This is a genomic window from Pseudomonas sp. MBLB4136, from assembly GCF_051904765.1.
Taxonomy (GTDB): domain Bacteria; phylum Pseudomonadota; class Gammaproteobacteria; order Pseudomonadales; family Pseudomonadaceae; genus Aquipseudomonas.
In genome coordinates this window covers 595,842-617,058 of record NZ_CP196713.1, presented here as the reverse complement: position 1 = coordinate 617,058, position 21,217 = coordinate 595,842, and the positions used below count along the sequence as shown (strand labels likewise).

Annotated in this window: 9 protein-coding genes; all 9 read right to left on the bottom strand. The window is 57.7% G+C overall.

Annotation, left to right across the window (positions count from 1 at the left end):
* Positions 1-64: 64 nt before the first annotated feature.
* Positions 65-2,158, bottom strand: coding sequence for a UvrD-helicase domain-containing protein (locus tag ACSX1D_RS02715; RefSeq protein WP_439860874.1), 2,094 nt, complete (start codon positions 2,156-2,158; stop codon positions 65-67).
* Complete coding sequence (locus ACSX1D_RS02710; protein ID WP_439860873.1) at positions 2,155-8,475, bottom strand: DEAD/DEAH box helicase; 6,321 nt, start codon at positions 8,473-8,475, stop codon at positions 2,155-2,157. Before ACSX1D_RS02710 ends, ACSX1D_RS02715 begins: the two co-directional genes overlap by 4 nt.
* Positions 8,476-8,645: 170 nt before the next feature.
* Positions 8,646-9,671: a toxin-antitoxin system YwqK family antitoxin gene (locus ACSX1D_RS02705; RefSeq protein ID WP_439860872.1), complete on the bottom strand. Its 1,026-nt coding sequence runs from the start codon at positions 9,669-9,671 to the stop codon at positions 8,646-8,648.
* Between the two features lie 81 nt (positions 9,672-9,752).
* On the bottom strand, positions 9,753-10,841 hold the full coding sequence (locus ACSX1D_RS02700; protein ID WP_439860871.1) for a hypothetical protein: 1,089 nt from the start codon (positions 10,839-10,841) through the stop codon (positions 9,753-9,755).
* Positions 10,825-11,556 (bottom strand): OmpA/MotB family protein, encoded by a 732-nt coding sequence (locus tag ACSX1D_RS02695; protein WP_439860870.1) that lies wholly within the window; start codon positions 11,554-11,556, stop codon positions 10,825-10,827. Before ACSX1D_RS02695 ends, ACSX1D_RS02700 begins: the two co-directional genes overlap by 17 nt.
* Positions 11,556-13,199, bottom strand: coding sequence for a hypothetical protein (locus ACSX1D_RS02690; protein ID WP_439860869.1), 1,644 nt, complete (start codon positions 13,197-13,199; stop codon positions 11,556-11,558). The genes ACSX1D_RS02695 and ACSX1D_RS02690 overlap by 1 nt, the downstream gene beginning before the upstream one ends.
* Positions 13,200-13,356: 157 nt before the next feature.
* Complete coding sequence (locus ACSX1D_RS02685) at positions 13,357-15,144, bottom strand: DUF262 domain-containing protein (protein ID WP_439860868.1); 1,788 nt, start codon at positions 15,142-15,144, stop codon at positions 13,357-13,359.
* Positions 15,145-15,191: 47 nt separating this feature from the next.
* Entirely contained in the window at positions 15,192-16,304 is a 1,113-nt protein-coding gene (locus tag ACSX1D_RS02680; protein ID WP_439860867.1) for a serine/threonine protein kinase, read from the bottom strand.
* Positions 16,297-21,090 (bottom strand): Eco57I restriction-modification methylase domain-containing protein, encoded by a 4,794-nt coding sequence (locus ACSX1D_RS02675; RefSeq protein WP_439860866.1) that lies wholly within the window; start codon positions 21,088-21,090, stop codon positions 16,297-16,299. Before ACSX1D_RS02675 ends, ACSX1D_RS02680 begins: the two co-directional genes overlap by 8 nt.
* Between the last annotated feature and the right edge of the window lie 127 nt (positions 21,091-21,217).

The window sequence follows — 21,217 nt, the reverse complement described above, 5'->3', positions numbered from 1 at the left end:
CCCAGCCCAGAGATAAAGGGAGAGTAATTCAGCTCCCCACCTATGACAGTGCTCTCTGTACGGATCAGTTGGCACGAGTCAATACAAACAAATTCCTCTTAGCCCTCGTCGCGGCCACATGCAGCAGGCAACGTTCGGCCAGCTCGGTATCCTCGGCCACCCCCGCATCCTCGTCACGACTAAATTGCTCGGCATAGGCCACAGCCCCCTTGTAGGCCGCCACGATGATCACGCCAAACTCAAGTCCTTTGATGCGATGCATGGTTGCCAGGCGTACCCCCTCAGCCGAAGCATCATCTGATGTCGAGTTATCCAGGCGCAGAGTGGGGATCCCGACGCGTTTGAGTCCCTCCCCTAGAGCATCGAGATCGTCGTTGGTCCGCGCCGTAATGCAGACTTGGCGGAGTTCAATACCATCGGCCTGGAGCTGATTCAGAAGCGATTGGATATGTTCTCCATCCTCCTGAAGCGAAGATGAACGCATGAGGTCTGGCGCATCGCCATGGGTGAGTGAGCGATAGCCACGCAAGCTGTCGGCGTTACCATCCAGGTCATCAACGCTGCAGCCCTCCAACTGCGCACAGGCCCACTGACGAATCTCATCCGTTGTACGGTAATTAATCCGCAGACTGCGACTACGGCCACGCACCTCAATGCCTACTCGACTCAGAACGACTTTGTGCCGATAGATACGCTGATGCGCATCTCCAACGATAAACAGATCATTGTCAGCGGGAGGCACGGCTGCGCGGATCAAGGCAAAGGCTGCAGCGCTGATGTCTTGCCCTTCGTCTACCACCATGGAGCGTATGCCCAATACCGGTTTCTCCCGCTCCAACAGCTGGCATGCCTCGCGAAATGCCTCTTCCGGCTCCCGAAGATTGGCTGCCTGGAGTTGTGCACGGTACTCGGCAAACACCGGCCAGATTGACTTGCGCTGGGCGCGCCCAAGCTGTCCTCCGCGGCCAATACGGCTGGCACGCATATATTGATCTGCCGTTTCGCAGCCCTGGGGCAGCACAACACGCTCGAATTCGGCACGCATAAAGGGCAGAGATAAATCAGCCCCCGCAGGCATGGCAGACATCGCTGCCTGCCAGAAACGCCGACGATCCGCCTCTTTGTAGAGCAACTCATGGGGGTAACCAAAGCGGCGCAACAGACCCAAGGCCCATTGATCAAGGTTGACCACCTGGATCTTTTCCAGCTCCTGCGGTGTACAGAGCATCTGTAAATGTTGGCGAATGTCTTCAGCCAGCGTTTTGGTGAAGGTGGTGAACAGAACAGGCTTACCAGACAGTGCCGCGTATTGGCGTGCAAGCCTCGCTGCCCGGTGCATCGCCACAACCGTTTTCCCGGTTCCGGCACCGCCCGTCACCTTGACCGGGCCATTCCAGTCGCGCTCCACCAGTTTGCGCTGGCTAGGATGCAAAAACACTCGCCAGCGCTCTAGGGGCGCGGCCAACAAAGCCTCCAGATCGCTGTCATCCGTCAGCACGACAAAATGACGACGGCTGCCATCACGCTCAAGCGCCGCAGCAAAGTCGCTCTGATCCACTTCATCTGGCGCGCTTCGCTCGCTGATGATCTTCTCGTAAGAATCACCAGCTGCAAAAAGATAAAGCGCCTCAAAGGCCTCATCGGGAAGCACACTCTGAAGAGCTTCCAGCTGCTCCTCGGCGTACACCGCCCGCACTGCCGACAACCGATCATCCGGAACCCCCAAGCGGCGAATCTCGCGATCCTTGAGGGCATGGAAAAGGCCAGCCATCTCAAGGCTCTGCTCGGACTGCGCAGGCTGAACCTCGGAGACTTCATGCACCGCATACACCTGAATACTGCCCACATCAGGATGAATAGCTACGCGATGGCGGCTGGCCCATTGGTATGCTGCATCGTGCTGATCGACCCAGAGCAAGCAATACACATTGCCCACATCCGGCTTGAGCACAATGCCACGCATATTGTCATTGATGCGCACCGAGCGCATGTTCGCATCGGCAGCATCACGAATGCGCTCGTAATTGATCCCTGAAGCCATGGGGTTCTGCCGAAACTTGGCCACAAAATTCAGCACGGCCAACTGCTGAGCACGAGGCACAGCAGCAAAGGACTTGAGAAAGTCGTCAGACATCGCGATTTTCGGGGCCAGCGTCATGCCAGAGTCTCCATCAAAAGATTACGTAGCGGTTCAGGCAGCGCCCCGCCATCAGCGACAAAACAGTGCCACCCTCGACTCTCAAATACACCGAGGGTATCCGAGTAGTCCGGCAGGAAAATCGCCACCTTCAATGCCGGCCAAGCCAGCTCTACCTCCGCTAGCACACATTGCTTATCATCCAGTAATTCAAAACCGGCAATCGGTGCATTAACCCCCATGGTGGCCAGGGTCTGACACCAGGATGAGAGTTCAGTAGCGACATTTTCCAATGCTTCCAGCCAATCAGCCGTTACGTCCGACTGCTGCAACAGAGGGCTGTTTAACAGCGCCACCAGACCGGGCATATCGGCAGAACCGGCCCACAGATGGCGCAAAGGCAGCAGCAGGTTGAGCAAACGCCAGAGTTGCTGCCAGCGCAGCTTGATCTCATTGCCCCCCATATTCTCTTGCAGCCACTCCAAGGCCAGCCAAGGCTCGTCATCAGCTGCGCACTTGCCGCTCATTACCTGGCGCAATTGGTCAGCACGCATCGCCAACGTCATGGACACGCCATCACCTAGCGCCCTGAGCGACTGGTGTAAATCGGCATGGTTCGGCAGCAAGGCCAGCTCATCCAACCGTTGCCAAAAGACCCGCCCCTTCATGGCCTGCAATGCAGCCTGATCCCCCCGCGGCATCAACAGCCCCACCGCCAGCGCAACACTGAACTGCCGCATCTGCGCGCCTGTGACACCAGCAAGGCGCCGATGCAGCTGAGTGAATGGCTCAAGCACGGCAAAGCTGGAGAAGCCCTGTAATCCCATGACGCTACAGAGTTTCTCAACGACCTGTTGGGACTGAGCCTCTATCAGGTTTGGCCAGGGAGAGGGGGTCTTAACTGCCTGCCCCATAAGAGCCGCTTCAACATCGTCCCAGGTCAATGTCCAGACAGAAAAACGCCCGCTCTTGGCTACGGCCATACGCTTGACGAGATCAGTAGCCACGATGTCCTTGTGGTACTGCCAACCGTCGACAAACAACGCAATCGGCAGATCATCCACAGTGTCGTCAGGCCAGAACACGAAGTCCGGCCTGCACGACACCACCACACCATCGGCCTCCCCAAGAGGCACCTGAAGCTCCACTCGCCAGCGGCGCCCACCGGCCTGCAATTCATAACCAGCCTTGCCCTTGAACAGCACCTCGCTCAGCTTGAACTTGCCGCCATCATGCTCACGGCGCAGAGCCTCGATAAAACGCTTCTCCAGCACACTTTCCAGCAGCTGATTATTAGGCTGCACATCAGCCAGTTGATTGACCGGATGCAGTCCACCCTTGTGCTGCATCACTTCCCCCAACAGCTTCTGCGCCGTGCTGCGAGAGATCGCCTGGCGCTCATGGCTGTTGCGGTAGCGATAGACACAGCGGTAGCAACCGTCGGTTTCCGGATTCTGATTGCAACTGCACTCATCAAGCGCCTTGAGGGCCGTTTCAAACACCTCCAACAACGGCTCCGGTGCGCGCATCAGCTCCTTCAAATAGCCCGTACCTCCGGGCACACTGTCATAGATCACCAGATAGCAACGCGGATTGTCCGAACCGGCAGCCATACGCATATCCAACGCGATTCGCAGGTGATCAACCGCCCCACGGAAGCGCCTGGCCAGACCCAACTCCAACGCAGCCACGAAGCTCAACAGCGCTTCGTTGGTATCGGCAAAGCCGACCTCGGGAAGGAACAGTCGAATACCTTCACTGGTGAACTCCCTGTACAAGAACACGCACTGCTGGGTACTGGCTTCAGGATTCTTACGCTTGGAGCACCAAGATGCGTGATTACGGAACAGCTCTTCGGCCTTACGCTTGCGCTGCAAGGTACCGCACTCGGTGCATATGCTAAATCCAGGGCGGTTAAGCTCCTTGCCGCCGATCTCCATCGGCGCGCCCTGTTCCGACTGCTCACCGAAGTTGACCTCGCGGAAGGTCACCCTGTCGAGGAATTCGAAGCCAAAGGGGAAGCTTTGCTGATCGAACACGAATGCCTGGCGTACGGCATCAGGTGGGCTATCCACCAGAGCCTGACGCACATAAAAGCCGCGCTCACGTTCATCCGAGTCATCGGCAATACGGCTATCGCGATCCAGGGTTCGAGCAAATACCGTGGTCAGGCGCAGCATCTCATGCACCCGACCACTGTCTTTCCACAAACCATCGCCACAACGAGGGCAGCTCGGATGCTGATCCCCGGAACTCAGGGGCTCGGTATAGGAGCACTGCCGACAAAAGCGCCAGTACTCTGGCTTTACCTTGGACACATCGACCTGGTTGATCACCACCTTGCGCCCTTCGGCATAGAAGGTGTTGTTCGGCGCCAACTCGGTAATGGCCGTTGACCCCGGCCGCTCATATTCAAAGGTTTCCGAATCCGGTGTCGCAGTACCCGGCTTGGAGTCCCGCACAATCATCGAGCGCAACAGAACGCCCTGTTCGGGGAAGGCATAGTTCGGCAGTAGGCCCTCATCGGTAAGCACATTCAGCGTCGCCTTGCCCTCAATGCTGCCGATCAGTCGCGCTAGAGCCGTGCGATCCTGCGTCAGACGGGACAGTTCCTCCTCCTGCTCTTCACCACGCACTGGCAGTGCCTGAAGCTTGTCGATCTCCTTGACCGTGGCATCGCGCTTGCGCTTGATGCTTTCCACATCGGAGGCAATACCCTGCAAGCGGTTGATGATCTTCAGCGCCAACGGGCTGTTCTGCGCTTCATCACCCTCGATGAAACGCTGTAAGAACTGCTGCGTAGCTTCACTCAGTGGCGCCTGAGCCCCGTGATTGAACAGTCGCAGGAAGCGCTCCAGTAGGAGTGCCCGGTTTTGCTCGACAAAACTCAGCCAAGGATAGGGGAAGCGCGTTGTACTCTGATTAACGATGGCACTAAACACTTGGCGAATTTCTGCAGGTATCTGCGCATTGCGACCATTCTGCTGCACCCAGCAGTCCAGGGTAAAGGCGGTCAGCTGCCGCTCCAGCACCGCAGAAGCATTCAGGAAAACCCCCGGTGCCTGGACCGAACCGGCGATCATGCTCTTGGGGTCTTCCCAGAAATACAGGTCATGCGGCTTGCTGGCAGCCAGGCTCATCAGCAGCGCATTACCGGTACTGCGCCCTGCCCGGCCAGCACGCTGAATGTAATTGGCTTGCTGAGGTGGTACCGAACATTGCAGCACGCTGGATAGGTCACCGATATCAATACCCATCTCCAACGTGGGCGTTGCCGACAACACATTTATCGCACCCGGGCGCCCGCTATCGGACTTGAAGTTGCGCTCAACCGCCTCGCGTGTATCACGAGGCAGCAGCCCGGTGTGTTCATGAGCAACCACCCGTTGGATATCGGCATTGAGATAGAGCTTGCGGTAAAAATCCCCTTGCTCGGCAGATGCGTGCAGATGTCCGCGGCAATCCTTACGACGGCACGGTTGCCCAGCCAGGTTCTCTTCCGGTCCAGCCATTAGGCTGCTATGGCAACGATCACAGCGCCAGCCTCGACCACCCGGCAAAACAGCAAAGGCATCCGGCTGCAGCCCCCATACGCGGATATCCGACTTGCCCTCTGCCTCCACATAATCTGCCAGCCCCGCCTCGGCTAAAGCCTCGAATGCCAGACGATACAGCGGCAACCACAGCTGCTCGGCACCCAGCGCCAGCCCATCCAGCTCTGGCAACGCCTGGAATGCCCAGGCGCGGAATATCCCGGAATGGCTGCCACTCACGGATGCGCAACGCTGGTACTCGGTCAAGGTGACAAAGCGCGGAGGTCTGGGGCCGCTGAGCAGTTTGAAATGGCTGGGGTTCTTCTTGTACCCCCAGGGACTGCTGCCCATGCGCGCATAAAAATCCAGCTCTTGGTCACGCCAGGTCCCCAAACGCTGCAGCATCTGGATAAGGCCATGAAGAAACACGGCCAAGTCATTGCCGTGAGTGCCTGCCAATGGTTCCAGGGCTTCTCGCAGGCGAGGCCCCATCCAGTCCACCGCCTGCTGCAATCGACCAGGTAGCGGCACCACGCTGGCCGTTGCCGTCGCAACCAAGGTTCGGCCGATATGCGCGTCCTGCCCGAACTCGGCTTTCAGCACCCAAGGCAGTACCTTGTCCAGCTCACGCCCCAGGTTGCTGCCTTCGGGCAGCCGGCCTTCCTCCACCAGGGTCTCGAAGTCACGCAGCCATTGCAGTTGCGGCGGCAAAAAGTTGGCCACGTAGTGACCATCGCCCAGCCTGGCACGCCAGAAGCCGGCAAAGGCTGCCGGCAGCTCAGCCAGGGTTAGAGGCCGCTCACCCGCCTGAACGATTACCTGAGCCAACGCCGGGCGCAGATTCAGGCGCCAGGTACGAGCAGCAAGAAAGCCAGCACGGTGAGCCGCATCCTGCACGGAGTCGGAAAAAGCGATCAACTTCTTGTCCGCATTGAATCGACTGGCAAACAATTGCCCGACCATCACCGCCGCCAGACTGGCTGCCTGGGAGCCAACAATGGTCAGGGTTTTATAGCCATTGCAATAAGGACAGTCGTGGTGCGCCTTGGTGAACTTGGCACCATTGCGGGTGCTCTCTCGCAGGTTGTGGGCAATATCCACACGCACCAACGGCTGATCCTCGCAATGGGCACAGTGGCTTTGCGCATCCGGATGCAAGGTGCCGCAAGCAGGACAGACTTGCTTGCGTTCAAACACCGCAGGGTTGTGCTCGTTACCCACAGGGAAGACGAATCGGGTCGCCACATCTTCGGCAAAGAACGCGCTATAGAATCCCTGCAAATCGTGCCCCAACTGATTGGGGCTGGTCTTCTGCACAGTCGCACCCCAGCCCGTGGCATGGCACTCCCGGCAGTGGATCACCGGCAGATACAAGCGCGTCAGATCGGCCTTGCGCAGATCATCGTGGTGACGCAACTGCGGGTGCTCATCCAGCACAGCGACCATGCGGCGCAACTCACGCAGCCAGATTTCAACTTTCACCTGCAGGAAGAAATCCTGATGTGCGTCTTTACGCGCATGGGCCACCAGCGCCAGCAGGCTGGACAACCAGAGCATGGGGTAACGTGGTTCATCACAAGCGGGCAGGCGACGCTGCAACAGCGTCAGCAGATCGTCCAGCAATACCGACTTAGGCCCTAACCGTTCCAGGTCACGCAGCAGGTTCTGAAAGGCAAAGTGGCTTTTGAGTCGATCTCCCAGCTCACAGCGCCAACGAAAGTCCTGCACCTGCTCGGCCGTGCACGGCTCACCAAACCACAGCTCGGCTTGAGCAGCTAGATAGGCAGGCAGATCGGCATATTGTTCAGGAGGCAGCCCATCCACCTGCGCAGGCTGCGGGCTCAGGGTGAACTCCACCAGAGCCTCAGCCAGGTAATCGCCAACCGACTCACGATCTTCGGAGATGACCGCTTGCTCATCCAGCGCCTCGCCGAATACATCACCCGCAAACGCCAGTAGTTCACCTACCCCATCATCGCCCAGAGTGGCTGAAGTCCCTACACACACCAGTTGCCCAGGAGGAGTTTGCAGGCGGCCTTTCAGGCGACGGATCAGACAGGCCAAATCGGTACCCTGCGCACCATCGAAGGTATGCAATTCGTCCACTACCAAATAGCGCAGCGTATCCGGCTGCTGATGCACCCACAGCGGCGTATCGGCGGCACGAATCAGCAGAAAATCCAACATCTTGTAGTTGGTCAGCAGGATATCCGGCGGATTGCTACGCAGCACATCGCGATCGGTAATCACCGAAAAGCTGCCATCCTCCAGGCGGCGTACCATTTGCGACAGCTCGGCAGGCGCATCCCCTACATACAAGCCCGCTCGAACCCCTGCCAGCCCAGCCGTTTTGACAATCTCCTTAGCGACACGTCCGGCCTGGTCAGTAGCCAGGGCATTCATCGGATACAGGATGATCGCCTTGATCCCTCGCCGCCCTTCGGCCTGCGACTGCCGGCAATGCTCCAGAATCGGATACAGAAAGCACTCGGTCTTACCTGAGCCGGTACCGGTTGCTACCAGGGTCGATTGAGCCGAAGCTCCGTTCAGCCGAGCGAAAGCACGGGCCTGATGCGCGTGCGGCACAAACCCTTCGAACAGCCAGGGAAAGGCCGGCGTGCCATCCCCCACATGCTTGCGAAAAGGCAAAGGCAGCGACAGGTAGGGGCCCTTGAACACATTGCTGCGCTGCGCCAGAAACCGCTCTAACAAGCCCTCGAAACCATTCGTGGTTGAGGGAAATGCCGTACGCAGGAAATCCGCGACGCCCTGCGTGAGCTGCTGGGAAACGATCAAGGGTTGCATGCACTAATTTCCTTATTAAATTAACCAGACACTCCTATAGGAATAACTGGCATATATTGCCGGACAAGAGCGACAGCAATTACAAGACTCGCAAATCTTGCAATTCAACTTAAGTTTCGCACAGCACAGCAAAAGCCGAGCCTATATTAACGCCAATATAGATTCTTGATCTACATAAAAACATCACCCACATCTACAGTAAGCTTCCGCATAACACCCATAAATTCATTAAAAAAATCCTTCTCCGGGCCACCCTTCTTAGCCCGATAAAACTCTCGAACGGTCTTAAAACTGAACAACAGGCGAAAAAACATCCGGAATTTAGCAAACAAGACGCTAGACCCTAACCGATAACAGCCAAGATAAACCCCATTCCACATCCTGACTCTTACACAATCACCCAATAACTCTATTACCCTCACACCATTACTGGAGTATCCGGTAGACGGGAAAACAATATGACCACCACGACATATTGCATCCAACTCAAGGGCACCGCTCTCATACCAAAAAACACACTTACCGTGAGCCAGTCCAGCCTTAAAATCAACTTGGGCCTTAAGGACTCCAGTTTCGTACCAGCACTCGGAAATACCCTCTTTTTTCTCATCCAGAAATCGAATCAGGCTCTTCTTTATGCCGGAAGGAAAAAAATCCTCCTTAATTCGACGACGACGCACTTCTAGAGCCTCGATATCCAATTTCAGCTGCCGATTCCGCTTGACAAGCTCCGCAGTGCGATTACAACTATCGAACTTAAAGAGCTGCTCATAGCTGTCGACGAGATTTTGTAGAGCCCGCTGTTCCTGAACTGGAAGGCTGTAACCTCCCTTTTTAACGCGAAGCTCCATTTCAGCTATTCGGGAATTCAAGGCGTGCACCTTCTCCAGGCGCTCAGATCGCATCAAGGCCTCTTTCCTAGCCTCAAAATCCAGCCTCTCTTGCGGTCCAAGTAAAGTAATCAGCTCATCATACTTCTCAAAAAGCTCTTTCCTAAGCTGAACACGGCCACGCCCCTCCAGATCAACCTTTGGATTTTTCTCAAGCAATTCAAGATTATTGACAGCTGCACGAAGTGCCAAAATATTTGTTTCATGCTCCAGTCTAACGGCCAGATCTGCCATTAGCTCAACAGACCGACCCGCAGCTCTTGCCGAGGCAGAAATCAGGGTCTTGGCATTCTTGAAAAATGACATTTATTTCTTCCAGGAAAAACGCTTCAAAATGACCTTTATCTTACACTTATAAACAAATCAGCCAGCATAAACCCCATTGAATCACGAATATTGATCAATAAAATCAGCTGGACTTAGAATCTCCCAACCAGAAACTTTCGGAGCAGCGGTGATACTGATGGCGACACGTCTTTGCTCCCAGGCCACTTCCACTTCGAACGTAATCACCTGGCTCTGGTTCATCAACCCATAACCCACTTCTGGCACTTCAAATCCTTTGTGCCTTGCATGCATCAGAGCGCCATGCACTGAAAGGTCGGCCATCTCAAGTACTTGAGTCCAATCACCAGCGGTTATGCTCTGGTCACGACGCAGGCGAGTCAGCAGCTGCATATCGGCCACGGAGATAAACATATGCTCATGCAGCGGTTGCTTGCGGTGGCAGTCTGCGCACAAGGGGCGCAAATTGACGCTGCTGTTGTCCTGCTTCACGCCGTTGACGTGATGCACATGCAATAGATGGCGATGCTCGCTCAGATCCAGGCCACAGCCATCGCACTTGAATCCACCGCGTCGCCGCACATCGGCTGACACTTCAGCCCAGTCCGCCGTGTAATCGTTACCAATGGCACGTTGGCCGAGGTTGCGCGGAAGATGGGTGAAGCTGGTGCTGTAGGTCTCGAAGAAATGGGCAATTTCAAAGCGTTGCCAGATGTGCAAACGCGCACTGTCGTGGCGATAGTTCTGATAGTTGAGTTTTTCCAGGCAGTTTTTGCAGACCAGCAAGCGCGAATCCAGCTCCTCCGGCATGCCTCGGCTGTTCTTGCCACTGATCGGAAAAACACCCGTTAGGTTATTGGTGACCAAGTACCGTTCGAAGCGGCCCTTTGCACGCATATCCGCCAGCGTCTTGCAGTCCGCCACATGGAACCGCTTACCTTTATCGGGCGAGGTCTGCACCACATCGACCGGAGAAAACTGGTCGGGGATATACAGCAACACCTGACGTCCATCGACGCTCAGAAGCCCGTTGATGACGTCTAAATCTTCAAGGCGGACCTCGCGCCCTTCCAGCAGCTCGATATCAATGGGATCGAGTTGCGCCGCAGCCATCCAGTCGAATTCAACAGGAGCCTCACTCAACCGCTTCACTTGGGCCCACAGCTCGAAAAAATCAACCCTGATTTCCATCGAGCCTCTCAATGATGTTGCGGATCTGCAGTTCCGAATTGGTTATGACACGGAAGTTCACCCGCCGCGAGCTGGCGCTGTTTTCCTGCTGAGTATCGCTATCAACAATGCGCCGCGAGGATGAGTAGCCGACCGCTGCAAAGCTGGAGCGAACCCACTCCCGATCATCTCCCGCCGCCAACAGCGACAGCACCTGCTGCAGCACCGTGCGGGTGCGATCCTGAGAGAGCGCCATATTCGGGAAGTAGGCCTGTTCTCCGTGAAGACTTCCCCAATCGCTACTGGTGTGCCCTTCAATACGAATTTCTTCAATAGCCTTGCGGTAACGGGACAGCACCGCCACATAACGTGGGAAGAAATCTGCCAGCATCGTCTTAAACTGCGGGTTCAACTCCGGCGATCCGGAGCGAAACAGTGCATCAGGATTGTTGAAGGTCACTTCCAGTGTGTCGCGTTCAATAGCCGCATTCCAGCGCGGCAGATCCGCCTTGAACTCATTAACCAGGTCGTTGTAGATCGCCACTTGGGTGTCCTTGTAAGCGACAGCGATCTCCTTGATGTTGTCCCGCTCAACCTGCACGTAATACATGTAGGCCACAGCGATGAACAGGAACATCATCATCAGCCCGGACATCAGGTCAGAAATACCGATCCAGTGTTCGGCATCCTCCTTGTTCGAGCGCCGGCTGCGAAACAGGCTGTCCAACACACTCATCAGGCACGTACCCGCTGTGTCAGCTCGGCATGATCATCAGCAATCCGCCGGGAGATAGTGGCCAGAGCCGAGCCCATTTCCTTGAAGACTTTCTCCAGCTCGCGGCCAATGGCCTGGTCCATCGCGTTGAGCTGGATTTGCAGCGAGGCACTGGCACGCTCAGTGGCTTCGCGCACCTGGGCCTCCACAGCGCCCATGGTGCGATTAGCCGAACCCTGAATCTGCGCCTCGGTATGACTCAGGCTGCCTTCCACGCTGGAGCGCAGGGTATTCATGGCGGCCTCCACCGACCCGGTCAGGCCCTCCTGAATCTTTCCGGTTGCCTGGCGGAACGCCTCGGTCATGGAGCTGGCCGCCTGCTCAACCGCCTGCCCCATCTGACGCTCCAACGCCTGGGAGTTGTTCAGCATGCTTTCGAGTGTTCCGCGCACCGATGATCCAAACTCCTGCGAGGCGTCTTGCATGTTCTCGGCAATCTGCTCGGACTTGCTGCTCACGACATGCGCAGACTCCGCCAACGCCGCATTGGTGATGTCAACCGAACGGCCGAATTCCTGTGCGCCTTCATGCATGGTGGTCATTACGCCCTTCATACCCTCAGCAAGCTGGCTGGAGAGCGTTTCCATATGCAGCTGCAGCTGCGGCACCGCACTGGTGGCCTGATCACGCATGGCGATAAACACATCCAGATGCCGTTGCAGTTCCTGAATCTGATGCTGGTTGACCTGCAATACAGGCTCCAGTTGACCAATAGCCGTGGGGATGCTCTGGCAATGGTTATCGATAGAGCCGATAGACTGCTCCGAGCTGGTCAGGGAACGGCTAATCGCCTCATTAGCCGTCGCGGTACGCTCCAGCTCATTGATCGCCAATTCGATGCGCGCCTCCAGGGCCTCTACATGTTGCTTGTAGAGTGCCTGCCACTCATTCATCTTGCCGACCGATTCGTTCAACGCCTTGAAGTTATCGCCAAACTGCTCCACCAAGTGCTTGTTGAAATCCTGAATCACCTGGCGCAGCGCCTCGATCACCGTCTCGGTGGCCGACTTGGCGAGCATCTCGCCGAACTGATTCAACTGTACAAAAAGCTTTTCCTGGAACTCGCGGTGGGTGCGATCCATGCCGTTGCGAAAATCGCTCACGTCGGTGCGCATCAGCTTCAGCTGGCCCGCCACCGAGCCTTCCTCATTACCGGCCAGTGACTGATTGAGCCCCTCCAGCAGCTTGACCTGCTGGGTGAGTACACCATAGATATGCTCGGGCGTGACACTGTCCGGCTGTTCCGCACGGCCGCGGGCCGGGGCAAACCACCACGCATCCAGCGCCTTCAGGAAAATGGAGAGAGTCATACCCACAAGGCTGGTGATAAAGGCCGTGCGCAGCCCATCGAGCAACCCCTCGATGCTGCCCTTGATGTCATGGGCATCAAAATCCAGCAGGCCAATCACGATACCGACAAAAGTACCGAGAATGCCCAGCGACACCAATACCGCCGGTGCATGCTCCAGAAAAAGCCCATGCCTTCCGCTCTTTCCCTGGATCGCCGCCATCGCAAAAATACCGAGCATCAGCCAGATAAAAATCTCGGTCACAGAGCTTGCTGAGACAGATGTCAGCACGCCTTCGATATAACTCCCAATCATTCAGTTACTCCAATATCGAACGCTGGATCTTTGCGGAACACTTAGGCCGCGTGGCTAGTGCCTGATGCGGCTCACTCAATTCATACGCAAAGCACCGTGAGAAGAACTCAGGGCGCTTTACGCGTGTCATCAACACGAAGTCTGTAGAGCACTCCGCTTACTCCTCAACCAAATCACTCTCCAGCAGCGGCCAGCGTTTCACCGCGAACTTGGCCAGCTCTTCACCTCGCTCGATCAGGGCGTCCTTGGAGTAGGCAGGGCTTTTATTGGCGCCACCGGCTGCGAGGGTCTTGATCAGGTTGAATTGTGAGCTTCTGTAGAGCTTGGACTCGGTCATCTTCTTCTCGACAGAGCTGTTGCTGCATGCGCTGTTGATGCGCTTTTCCAGTGGCGCCAGGTTGCCGAGCAAATGAATGTGCTCCAAATAGGATTCAGTGCTGTGGAAACCATACAGGCGCACACCAAAGGAAGCCTCTTGGGGCAGAATGTGCTCGATGGTCAGACCTTCGGTATTGACGAGTGCCAGGTCGGATATATCCAGGCGCGGCTGCCCGGAAGCCTCTCTGGCAGCCCCCTCGGCTTCCAGCAGAATGCGCGACAAGCCGGGGTTACGGAACATCTCCTCGTTGGCCAGCTTCGCTTCGAAACGAGCGCTCGGCATAAAGCGCTGACAGAAATAAATAAGCCGCTCAGCAATCTGTAGAGGGCTCAGTCGCCCGAAGTCGCGCATCAATGCAGCCATGTCTGCCTGGGGGTTGGTCCCCTGCAGCTTGAATACGCGCAGATCCGCCAACTCGACCAGTTGCAGCAGGGTGTAATCGAGATGTTCCGGTACGCGGATATCCAGCTTCTGCTCGTTGTGCAGGCGCACCAGCAGCGGGTAAAGGGTGGCGGCCAGGTCCTGTACCACCAGTAACAGATACAGCTCACGATTACTGCGAGTCGCCTCGGCCAGCTCCAACAAGCCCTTGAAGAAACGCTCCAGATCGCAGACGTAATCTTCGATAAAGGCTGCCAAACGCTCGCGGTCGTTGCGCATGCCTTTCAGTGCCGGCTTGAGGAAAGACTCCAACACCGTTTCAGAGGTCGCGCTGTAATCCGCCCCCGACTCCACATCGTGCTTCTCGCCATCAAAAGCAAAGTAGTGATAGCGCAACACATCATCTTCGCGGAACGGATCGCGATTGATCAGACGAATCTGATAGCCCGGCTCGGCCGCCAGCTTTTTCAGCCGGCTGAAACAGCGGAATGCCTCGCCAAAGCGATCGGAGACCATCGCGTCCAGCTCGCCATCCAGGAAACGGTTGGAGTAGTAGATCAACAGGCTCTTGGCGATATCCATCTTGGCCAGCGGCACCCCCCGGTCGTTCACAGACTGGAACATACGGATGGCCTTGCCTTCGTTGCCTTCGGTGAACTCCAGCACCTCAAGATGGCTGATCGCTAACAGCCAGTTCTTGATGGCCTCCTGACCCTGCTGGGTCTTGATGGCGGCCACCCGATGGCGGATCCACTGATAGGCCGCCAGCAGCCGCTGCTGCCCATCGGACTCCGGCTGCGGATTCTCATCATTGAGCAGCGCAGTAAAGAACGCCTGATTGACTCCCAGCACAGTGAACTTGGGGCCGTATACCGGATGCTTGATATAGGTGCCGCGGTAATGCTCCTTGATGGCTGGCTCTTCCACTGCATCCACCAGTGCATCCAGGAGCATGGTCAGGGTAGTCAGCCGCTGCTGGCCATCCACCACCTTGACCGGCGCCGACTTGCCCGACTGGGACAGAATGAAGGTACCCAGGTAATGGCCGCCATCCAGCTCCATGGCCTCCTCGATATCCTCGAACAGGTCGTCGATGTTGCTGGTCGACCACGCGTAGTCGCGCTGGTAGGCGGGAATTTCCAGGGTCTTGCCGGTGAAGAACTGCTCAATGGTTTGAGTGGCCAAAATCCGTTTCCTTGTGATCAGTGGAATTATCTGTTGGTGCCTACCCGCTAGGCGCGCACGAAATAGCGCTGGCTGCCGCCTTCACGCAGCAGCATCTCTTGCTCGTACATATCCCCAATCAACCCTTTGAGTTGATCGATACGCCCTTCCGTGCGGTTTATCCAACCATAGAAAGCAGACAATCTCGGGAATAGGTACTCGGCCAGCTCTGACTTCTTCAGGCCTCGCTCAAGCCCCTTGTTGATAGCTCGCAGCGTCAGCCAGTAGAGCGGGTTTACCTCAAACACCTGTCTATCCAGCTCGCTTAACACACTACGGGCGGTGACATTCACCTGCGTTGCAGCACGTGCGCACTTACGAGCCAGCTCGATGGCCAGCTCATCGACAAATTTGCTACCAGACGACTGCCGAGCCACGAAGGTACGGATACGCGTCTTGTGCTCCATCACCGAGTGGTCAGGGCGTTCGCCGGTCAGCAGCTCGAGAAAGGTGATGCCCAGTGAGTAGAGGTCATGCCCAACGCGGGCTTCAAGCTTCTTCGGATAGTCGTAGGCAGGCGTGCCCGCGAAATTCAGCTCGCCGCGCGGAGTGCTGATGCCCAGATCGATGATCCGCAGCATCGGCTCATGCTCGGGCATGCGGAATACCGTATTGGTGCGCTTCTTGGGCTGACAGAGAAAGAACAGGTTGGCCGGTTTGATATCGGCATGCACGTACCGCCCCTTACGGCTGTATGGGCGCCCATGAATATCGGCTAGGCCGCGCAACGCCTCATAAACGATCTCGAAGCAGTCGTAGTAGTGCTGCAGATCATTGGCCTTGTACTTGTGCTGTTCGATAAACCTCGACAATGTCATCCAGGGCGCTTCGAGCAACTCCATGGCGTACGCGTTCCAGCTGTCCTCGCCCTTGAAGTAGTCGAAGATGCGCACGGTCTGCCCTTCGATATCGCGGCACAGCAAGATTTCTTCACACAGATCGGCATGACTGATCTTGATCGCCACCTCGCGATCCAGCCAGGTATCCAGCGCCTTCCATACCGCACCAAAACCGCTGCGCTCTCCGATAGGGGCTTTGCCCCGTAAAGCGAACCGCTCCGTCATAGCGGGCAACAAGCGCTGGATCTCGGCCTTGCTCAATTTTGCAGCGTGATTAGCCATGACTTGCTTCCTTAGCAAAATGCGTCCAGGCCACGCGGTAGTCGGCTTCGCGGTCGGCGAGGGTGAAGGGGGCGGTGTAGCGGATGATGCGGTTGATCGGGCCGCCGGGTTGGGTGTCGTCCAGGACCCAACGCTCGATGACGGTGCCGTCGGCGAGTTGGGGCTTGCCGATGCCGTTTTCGGTAGAGCGCGGCATTACGTCGTCCCAGCCGAGGCGTTTGCTTTCGCGGCGGCCGTCGGGGTGGATCAGGGTGCAGGGCTCGTCCTTCTTACCGGGTTTGCGTGGCAGACCGACGCCAACCAAACCCTTGCTGGCGGTGAAGACGATGCGGCCGTTGGCGTCGTACCAGGTATCGCGCTCGTACTGGCGCATCACCGGGAACTGCACGCGGTAGATGGTCAGCAGCTCGTCCAGATTCAGACCGAGGGCCTGGGCGGCGAGCACGTCGATTTCCACCAGCGCCTGACGGCGAGCGTAGTCGCTGCGCAAGGCGCAGCTACGCTGCCATTCTGGGGTGAGCTGGGCGAAGAAGTGCTGTGGCAGGCGAGGGTCGTTGCTGGCCCAGCTGTCCTGCTGGAAAGAAGGCTGCCAACAATCACGCCAGAGGTCGGCGTAGTGGGTAGTGAGGCAGTTAAGTGCCAAGGCTCTCAAAGCAGCAGTTGGCTGCAGCTGCACTAACGGAAACTGCTCCCAGATAAAGTGCAGATTGCTTCGACCTGTGGTTTTGATATAGAAATCTGCGAGCAACGACGACGAGAACATCGCTTGGTAAAGCAGATGCTCTGGCCTCTTGAATACGGTGCTTTGCACGCCGTTAATATGTGCCTGCCCCGGTGTGACAACAGCACCGGTCAAAGTACGCTCACCTGACTGAGCTAGCATGCCGCGAAAAGCCATGCGGTAATACCTTGTAGCAGCTCTCGCCTCGCGCTCCCCCTCCTCCACCCAACTCACCCGCGGCACGCGGCGGGCATATTCGATGGCATCGCAGGCGGGAAGGTAGTTTCCGCGCGGAAGGTAGTCGTCGGGCAGGATATCTAGATCGAGGACATCGTAGGCTTTGTTCGAGTCGCAGATCTTTCGTGGGGTTTTATTGAGCGGGTTACCGACAAAGAAGTGCGGGCCGGACAGCACGAACTCGGCAGGGTCAGCGACAAAGCCCTGCTCGCTGGGACTGCGCCGACGGATCGTGCCATCTTTTTGCGCGCCGGTTTCGTGCCACATTTCCAAGGTGTAGTAATCGCCCTGCAAATCCCCCAGCCGACGTGGAACGCGGGCGAACTTTTCCAGCACCGATACGAGTTCACGACTATGTACTGCGGGGAGACGTGCCTGCATTGCTGATGTGCCAGCGGTGTCATACAACTGAGCGAAGGTGGATAGCAACGGCTCTTCAACCTTAATGAGCCTATTGATATGCCCTGCCAGCTCCCACTTGCCCTCTTCAGTTTTCATTCCTGGGATTCTGCCGCTCCCGGCATGCGACCAACTACGATCCAACGTCACAGGATCAAGTAGATTAGCCACGGTGACGAAGTAAATCTCAGGGCGAGCGCGCCCATAGACATTGATGCTGTAGCGCGTGTGGTTATCGACCTCGGCAAACAGCAAGCGCTCGTTGGCAAACTGGTAATGCGCCCGCAAACGTGGATATAACATTGCACGTAACGGTCCAGCCTTGGGATCGTCATAAACCCCTTCCGGATGCAGCAACGCCTGCACGCCACTGCCCACCTGCCATACCAGCGGAAGGAAGCATTTATAGAGGTTACTCTGCTGACCCTTGAGCAGCGGGTAGTTCTGTATGGCATTCAGGAACTGCCCCATGCCCTCGGTGGCCACACATTCGGCCAGGTAGTCAGACTTGGCCTGAGGCAACGCGGCAAAAACGGTATCACGCTGCTTGGCAGTGTCTGAAGCGCTTAGCTTGCGAATAGCAAAGCGCGGATCAAAGTCCGATAGCAGCGACTGCTCGTTCCACTCCACCTTGATCCACGGCGGGTTGCCAAGGATCACATCGAAGCCGCCGCGAGCCTTGAACACATCGGCAAACTCCAATGCCCAGTGCATAAAGTGCTGCTGACCGGCTACCTGCTGCGCCACCTGCAGTTGCGGCAGGGCCTCGACCAGTGCGGCGATATCCACATGGCCGTAGCGGTCGCGCTCGGGGGTGAAGTCCAGCCCCTGTTGCGGTTGGGTTTCCGGGAACAGGTCATCGGCTGGGGGGCTGCTCAGGCTGGCATTACCCAGCAGCACGGTTTCTAGCACAAACCACCAGTGTTCTCGGCTGGGCAGCTCGCTGGCCTTGTCCAGCGGCCAGAACCACAGGGCGCACCAGGCATCCATCACCAGCTTGAGGCGACGGTAGGGGCTGGCGTTTTTCTGCGCCTCGCTGAGCATCTCGCGCTGGTAGATGGCGTCCTTCTGCGCAGTGCTGGTGGGCGCGCGGTTGGCCGCCGGGTCCGGCCATACGTGCAGCTCGTCACAGGTGGCTTTGCGTACCCGAGCCAGTTCCTCGGCGTGTTGCTGCCAAAGCTGTTCGGCGGCCTGGCTCAGTGCCTGTACGCGGCGCAATTCATCCTTGCTCAGCGGCGCAGTAAAGGCCTTGCGCCATTGTTTGAACTGCTCGAAGGCCGCTGGCTCCAGCGCCTTGACCACCTTGTCGCTGACCATGCCCATGCCTTCGGCGGGCAGCAGGAAGTGGTAAATCTCGGTGGCCTGTGGCGCTTGCGTCAGCAGCAATGCCTTGGGGGCAGCGGCGCGCCAGTCGCGCTCGGGCAGGCCGTTCTCACCCTTGCCGGGGGTGAGCTGGGCGGTGCTGAACACCTCGCGGCGGGCGCCGACCAGGGAGTTGCCGTTGTACAGCTGCAAGCCGAACCAGGGTACATGGCTGCCCTTGAAGATGGCGTTGAGCCAGAGCGAGACCTCGGCCAGTTCCACGGCAATGGGGTTCAGGTCCACACCGAAGACATTGCTGTCGGCGATGTACATCTTCACCCGCTGTTTTTCTTCGGTGTACTGCTCGTGCGGGATACTTTGACCCAGCTCCTTCTGCTTGGCCTGCAGATAGGCTTCTGCCAGCTGGTTGACAGCCTCGTTCAAGAACGCCGCGCTGCCCATGGCCGGCTCACAGATGGTGAGCTGAAGAATCTCGTCCGCCGTTTTGCCGGGGAGGATTTCCTTCAGTGCATGCTCCACCAGGCACTGGGTCAGCACTTCCGGGGTGTAGTAGGAGGCAGACTTTTCCCGGGCACGACCGGCCAGGCGGTAGATAAAGGTGCCTCTGGCGTATTTGCGCGGGTTGCCACCAAACAGGCGCTCGGCATCGGTGTACTGGCCAATGGCACTGACTGGGACGAAATAGGCAGCTTGCAGCGGGTCGAGTTCGGCGTCTTTCTTCTTATCCGCGTCGCTGCTTTCCGGCTCGTCGCTGCTGTCGAGGTCATCATCGCTGTCGGCGTCGTCCCCCTCCTCGCCCGTGCTGGCTTTTTTGCCTTTGGGGTCGGGGCGGACTTCATAGAGGTCTTCCTCGGCAAAGAAGCCACGGAAGGACAGCAGGGATTCATACACCGCACCCAGCTGGTTGATGCCCAGGGTGCCATAGCTGATACGGCCACGACGGCGCTTGCCGCCCCCACGGGACAGCGACATCAGCTCGATCACCTGTTGCAGTACGCGGTTGCGCAGCTTGACGCTGCCCAGCAGCGGCGTGCGCGCCGGGTCGAACAAATGGCCTTGCAGCGGGGCAATGGTAAAGCCAGTGTCGAGCAGCAGGTCGTGCCCTGCGGTGAAGTCCATCTGCCCGCTGTTGTCCGCACGACGCGGGAAGCCCTGCCAGATCAGGCCGAACAGCTGCTTGAGGCTTTCATGGAAGTAGTAGCCCTCCTGCGCCTCGCTGGTGGTCAGCGGGGTTTGCTCCAGCTCGCGCAGGTGCTCGACACTGTAGCCCTTGAGGTAGGCCTCAGCGTCGATGGGGGCATAGCCCAACTCGGGGCGCGCCTCGATGTAAAAGAGGAACAGCAGGCGGTACATGTAGCGCAGGCTTTCGCGGCTGAGCTGCTCAGCCAGGTCGGTGTCGTTGCGCTCGTAAACCTTTTCCTTGGCCACGGTGCGCTTGTACCAGATGGCCTCGTTAGCAATCAGCTCGATGCATTCGCGCAGGGCATACTTGAGGTCGGTGGAGACCTCGAAGGCATGCTTGTGGGAGTTGTCGTCCAGGCTGTCGAGCAGGGCCACGCCGCCTTCGGCGGGCAGCACCGACTGCCTGCCGGCCAGTGCCGCGAGGGCACGCAGGAGTTTGTCATCACGCGGGCCGAACAGGTCGGGCAGCTTGAAGCTGAGCAGCGCCTTGCGCCCCCACTTGCTGCGTTCGATCAGCAGCCACTCTTCGTGGTGCACCAGCAGCACCCAACGCGGCGGGTGGTCGTCAGCGAACAGACGGCGGCTGAGAGCCTCTTCCCAATCGCTGTCGGCCTGGCGGCTTTTGCCGTGATTGTCGGTCGCCTGCGGCTTGAGCTGCAGCGGCCCAAGCTCCTCATCATCTACTCCGGCAATGGCGGCGGCGATCACCAGCAGCGGCTGGTGCTTGGCATCGCGGTAGGTGGCCAGCACCGGCAGCTCGCCGTCGGTCAGGGCAAGGTTTTCCGGCGCCAGCTGGTAGCCGATGGCCTGCAGCAGCGGCTGCACCAGATCGATAAACAGGCTGGCACGCTCGCCGGCCTTACGCTCGGTGAGGAAGCGCTGGCGGGCGCGAAAGTAACCGTTGGCCCCGGAGGCCGTACGCAAGCGGGCGATGGGGCTGTCGGCGCCCTGCTCCTTCCACTGGTCGAACAGCGGCTTGAGGTCTTTTTCGAGGATCTCGTCCAGGTAATGCTGGCTGTAGAACTCGTTGGCGTTGGTCAGGCCGGCAATG

Coding starts and splice junctions, on each gene's coding strand:
- ACSX1D_RS02705 (WP_439860872.1), bottom strand. CDS start 9,671: ATGTCATTTTTCAAGAATGCCAAGACCCTGATTTCTGCCTCGGCAAGA.
- ACSX1D_RS02690 (WP_439860869.1), bottom strand. CDS start 13,199: ATGATTGGGAGTTATATCGAAGGCGTGCTGACATCTGTCTCAGCAAGC.
- ACSX1D_RS02695 (WP_439860870.1), bottom strand. CDS start 11,556: ATGAGTGTGTTGGACAGCCTGTTTCGCAGCCGGCGCTCGAACAAGGAG.
- ACSX1D_RS02715 (WP_439860874.1), bottom strand. CDS start 2,158: ATGACGCTGGCCCCGAAAATCGCGATGTCTGACGACTTTCTCAAGTCC.
- ACSX1D_RS02710 (WP_439860873.1), bottom strand. CDS start 8,475: ATGCAACCCTTGATCGTTTCCCAGCAGCTCACGCAGGGCGTCGCGGAT.
- ACSX1D_RS02700 (WP_439860871.1), bottom strand. CDS start 10,841: ATGGAAATCAGGGTTGATTTTTTCGAGCTGTGGGCCCAAGTGAAGCGG.
- ACSX1D_RS02680 (WP_439860867.1), bottom strand. CDS start 16,304: ATGGCTAATCACGCTGCAAAATTGAGCAAGGCCGAGATCCAGCGCTTG.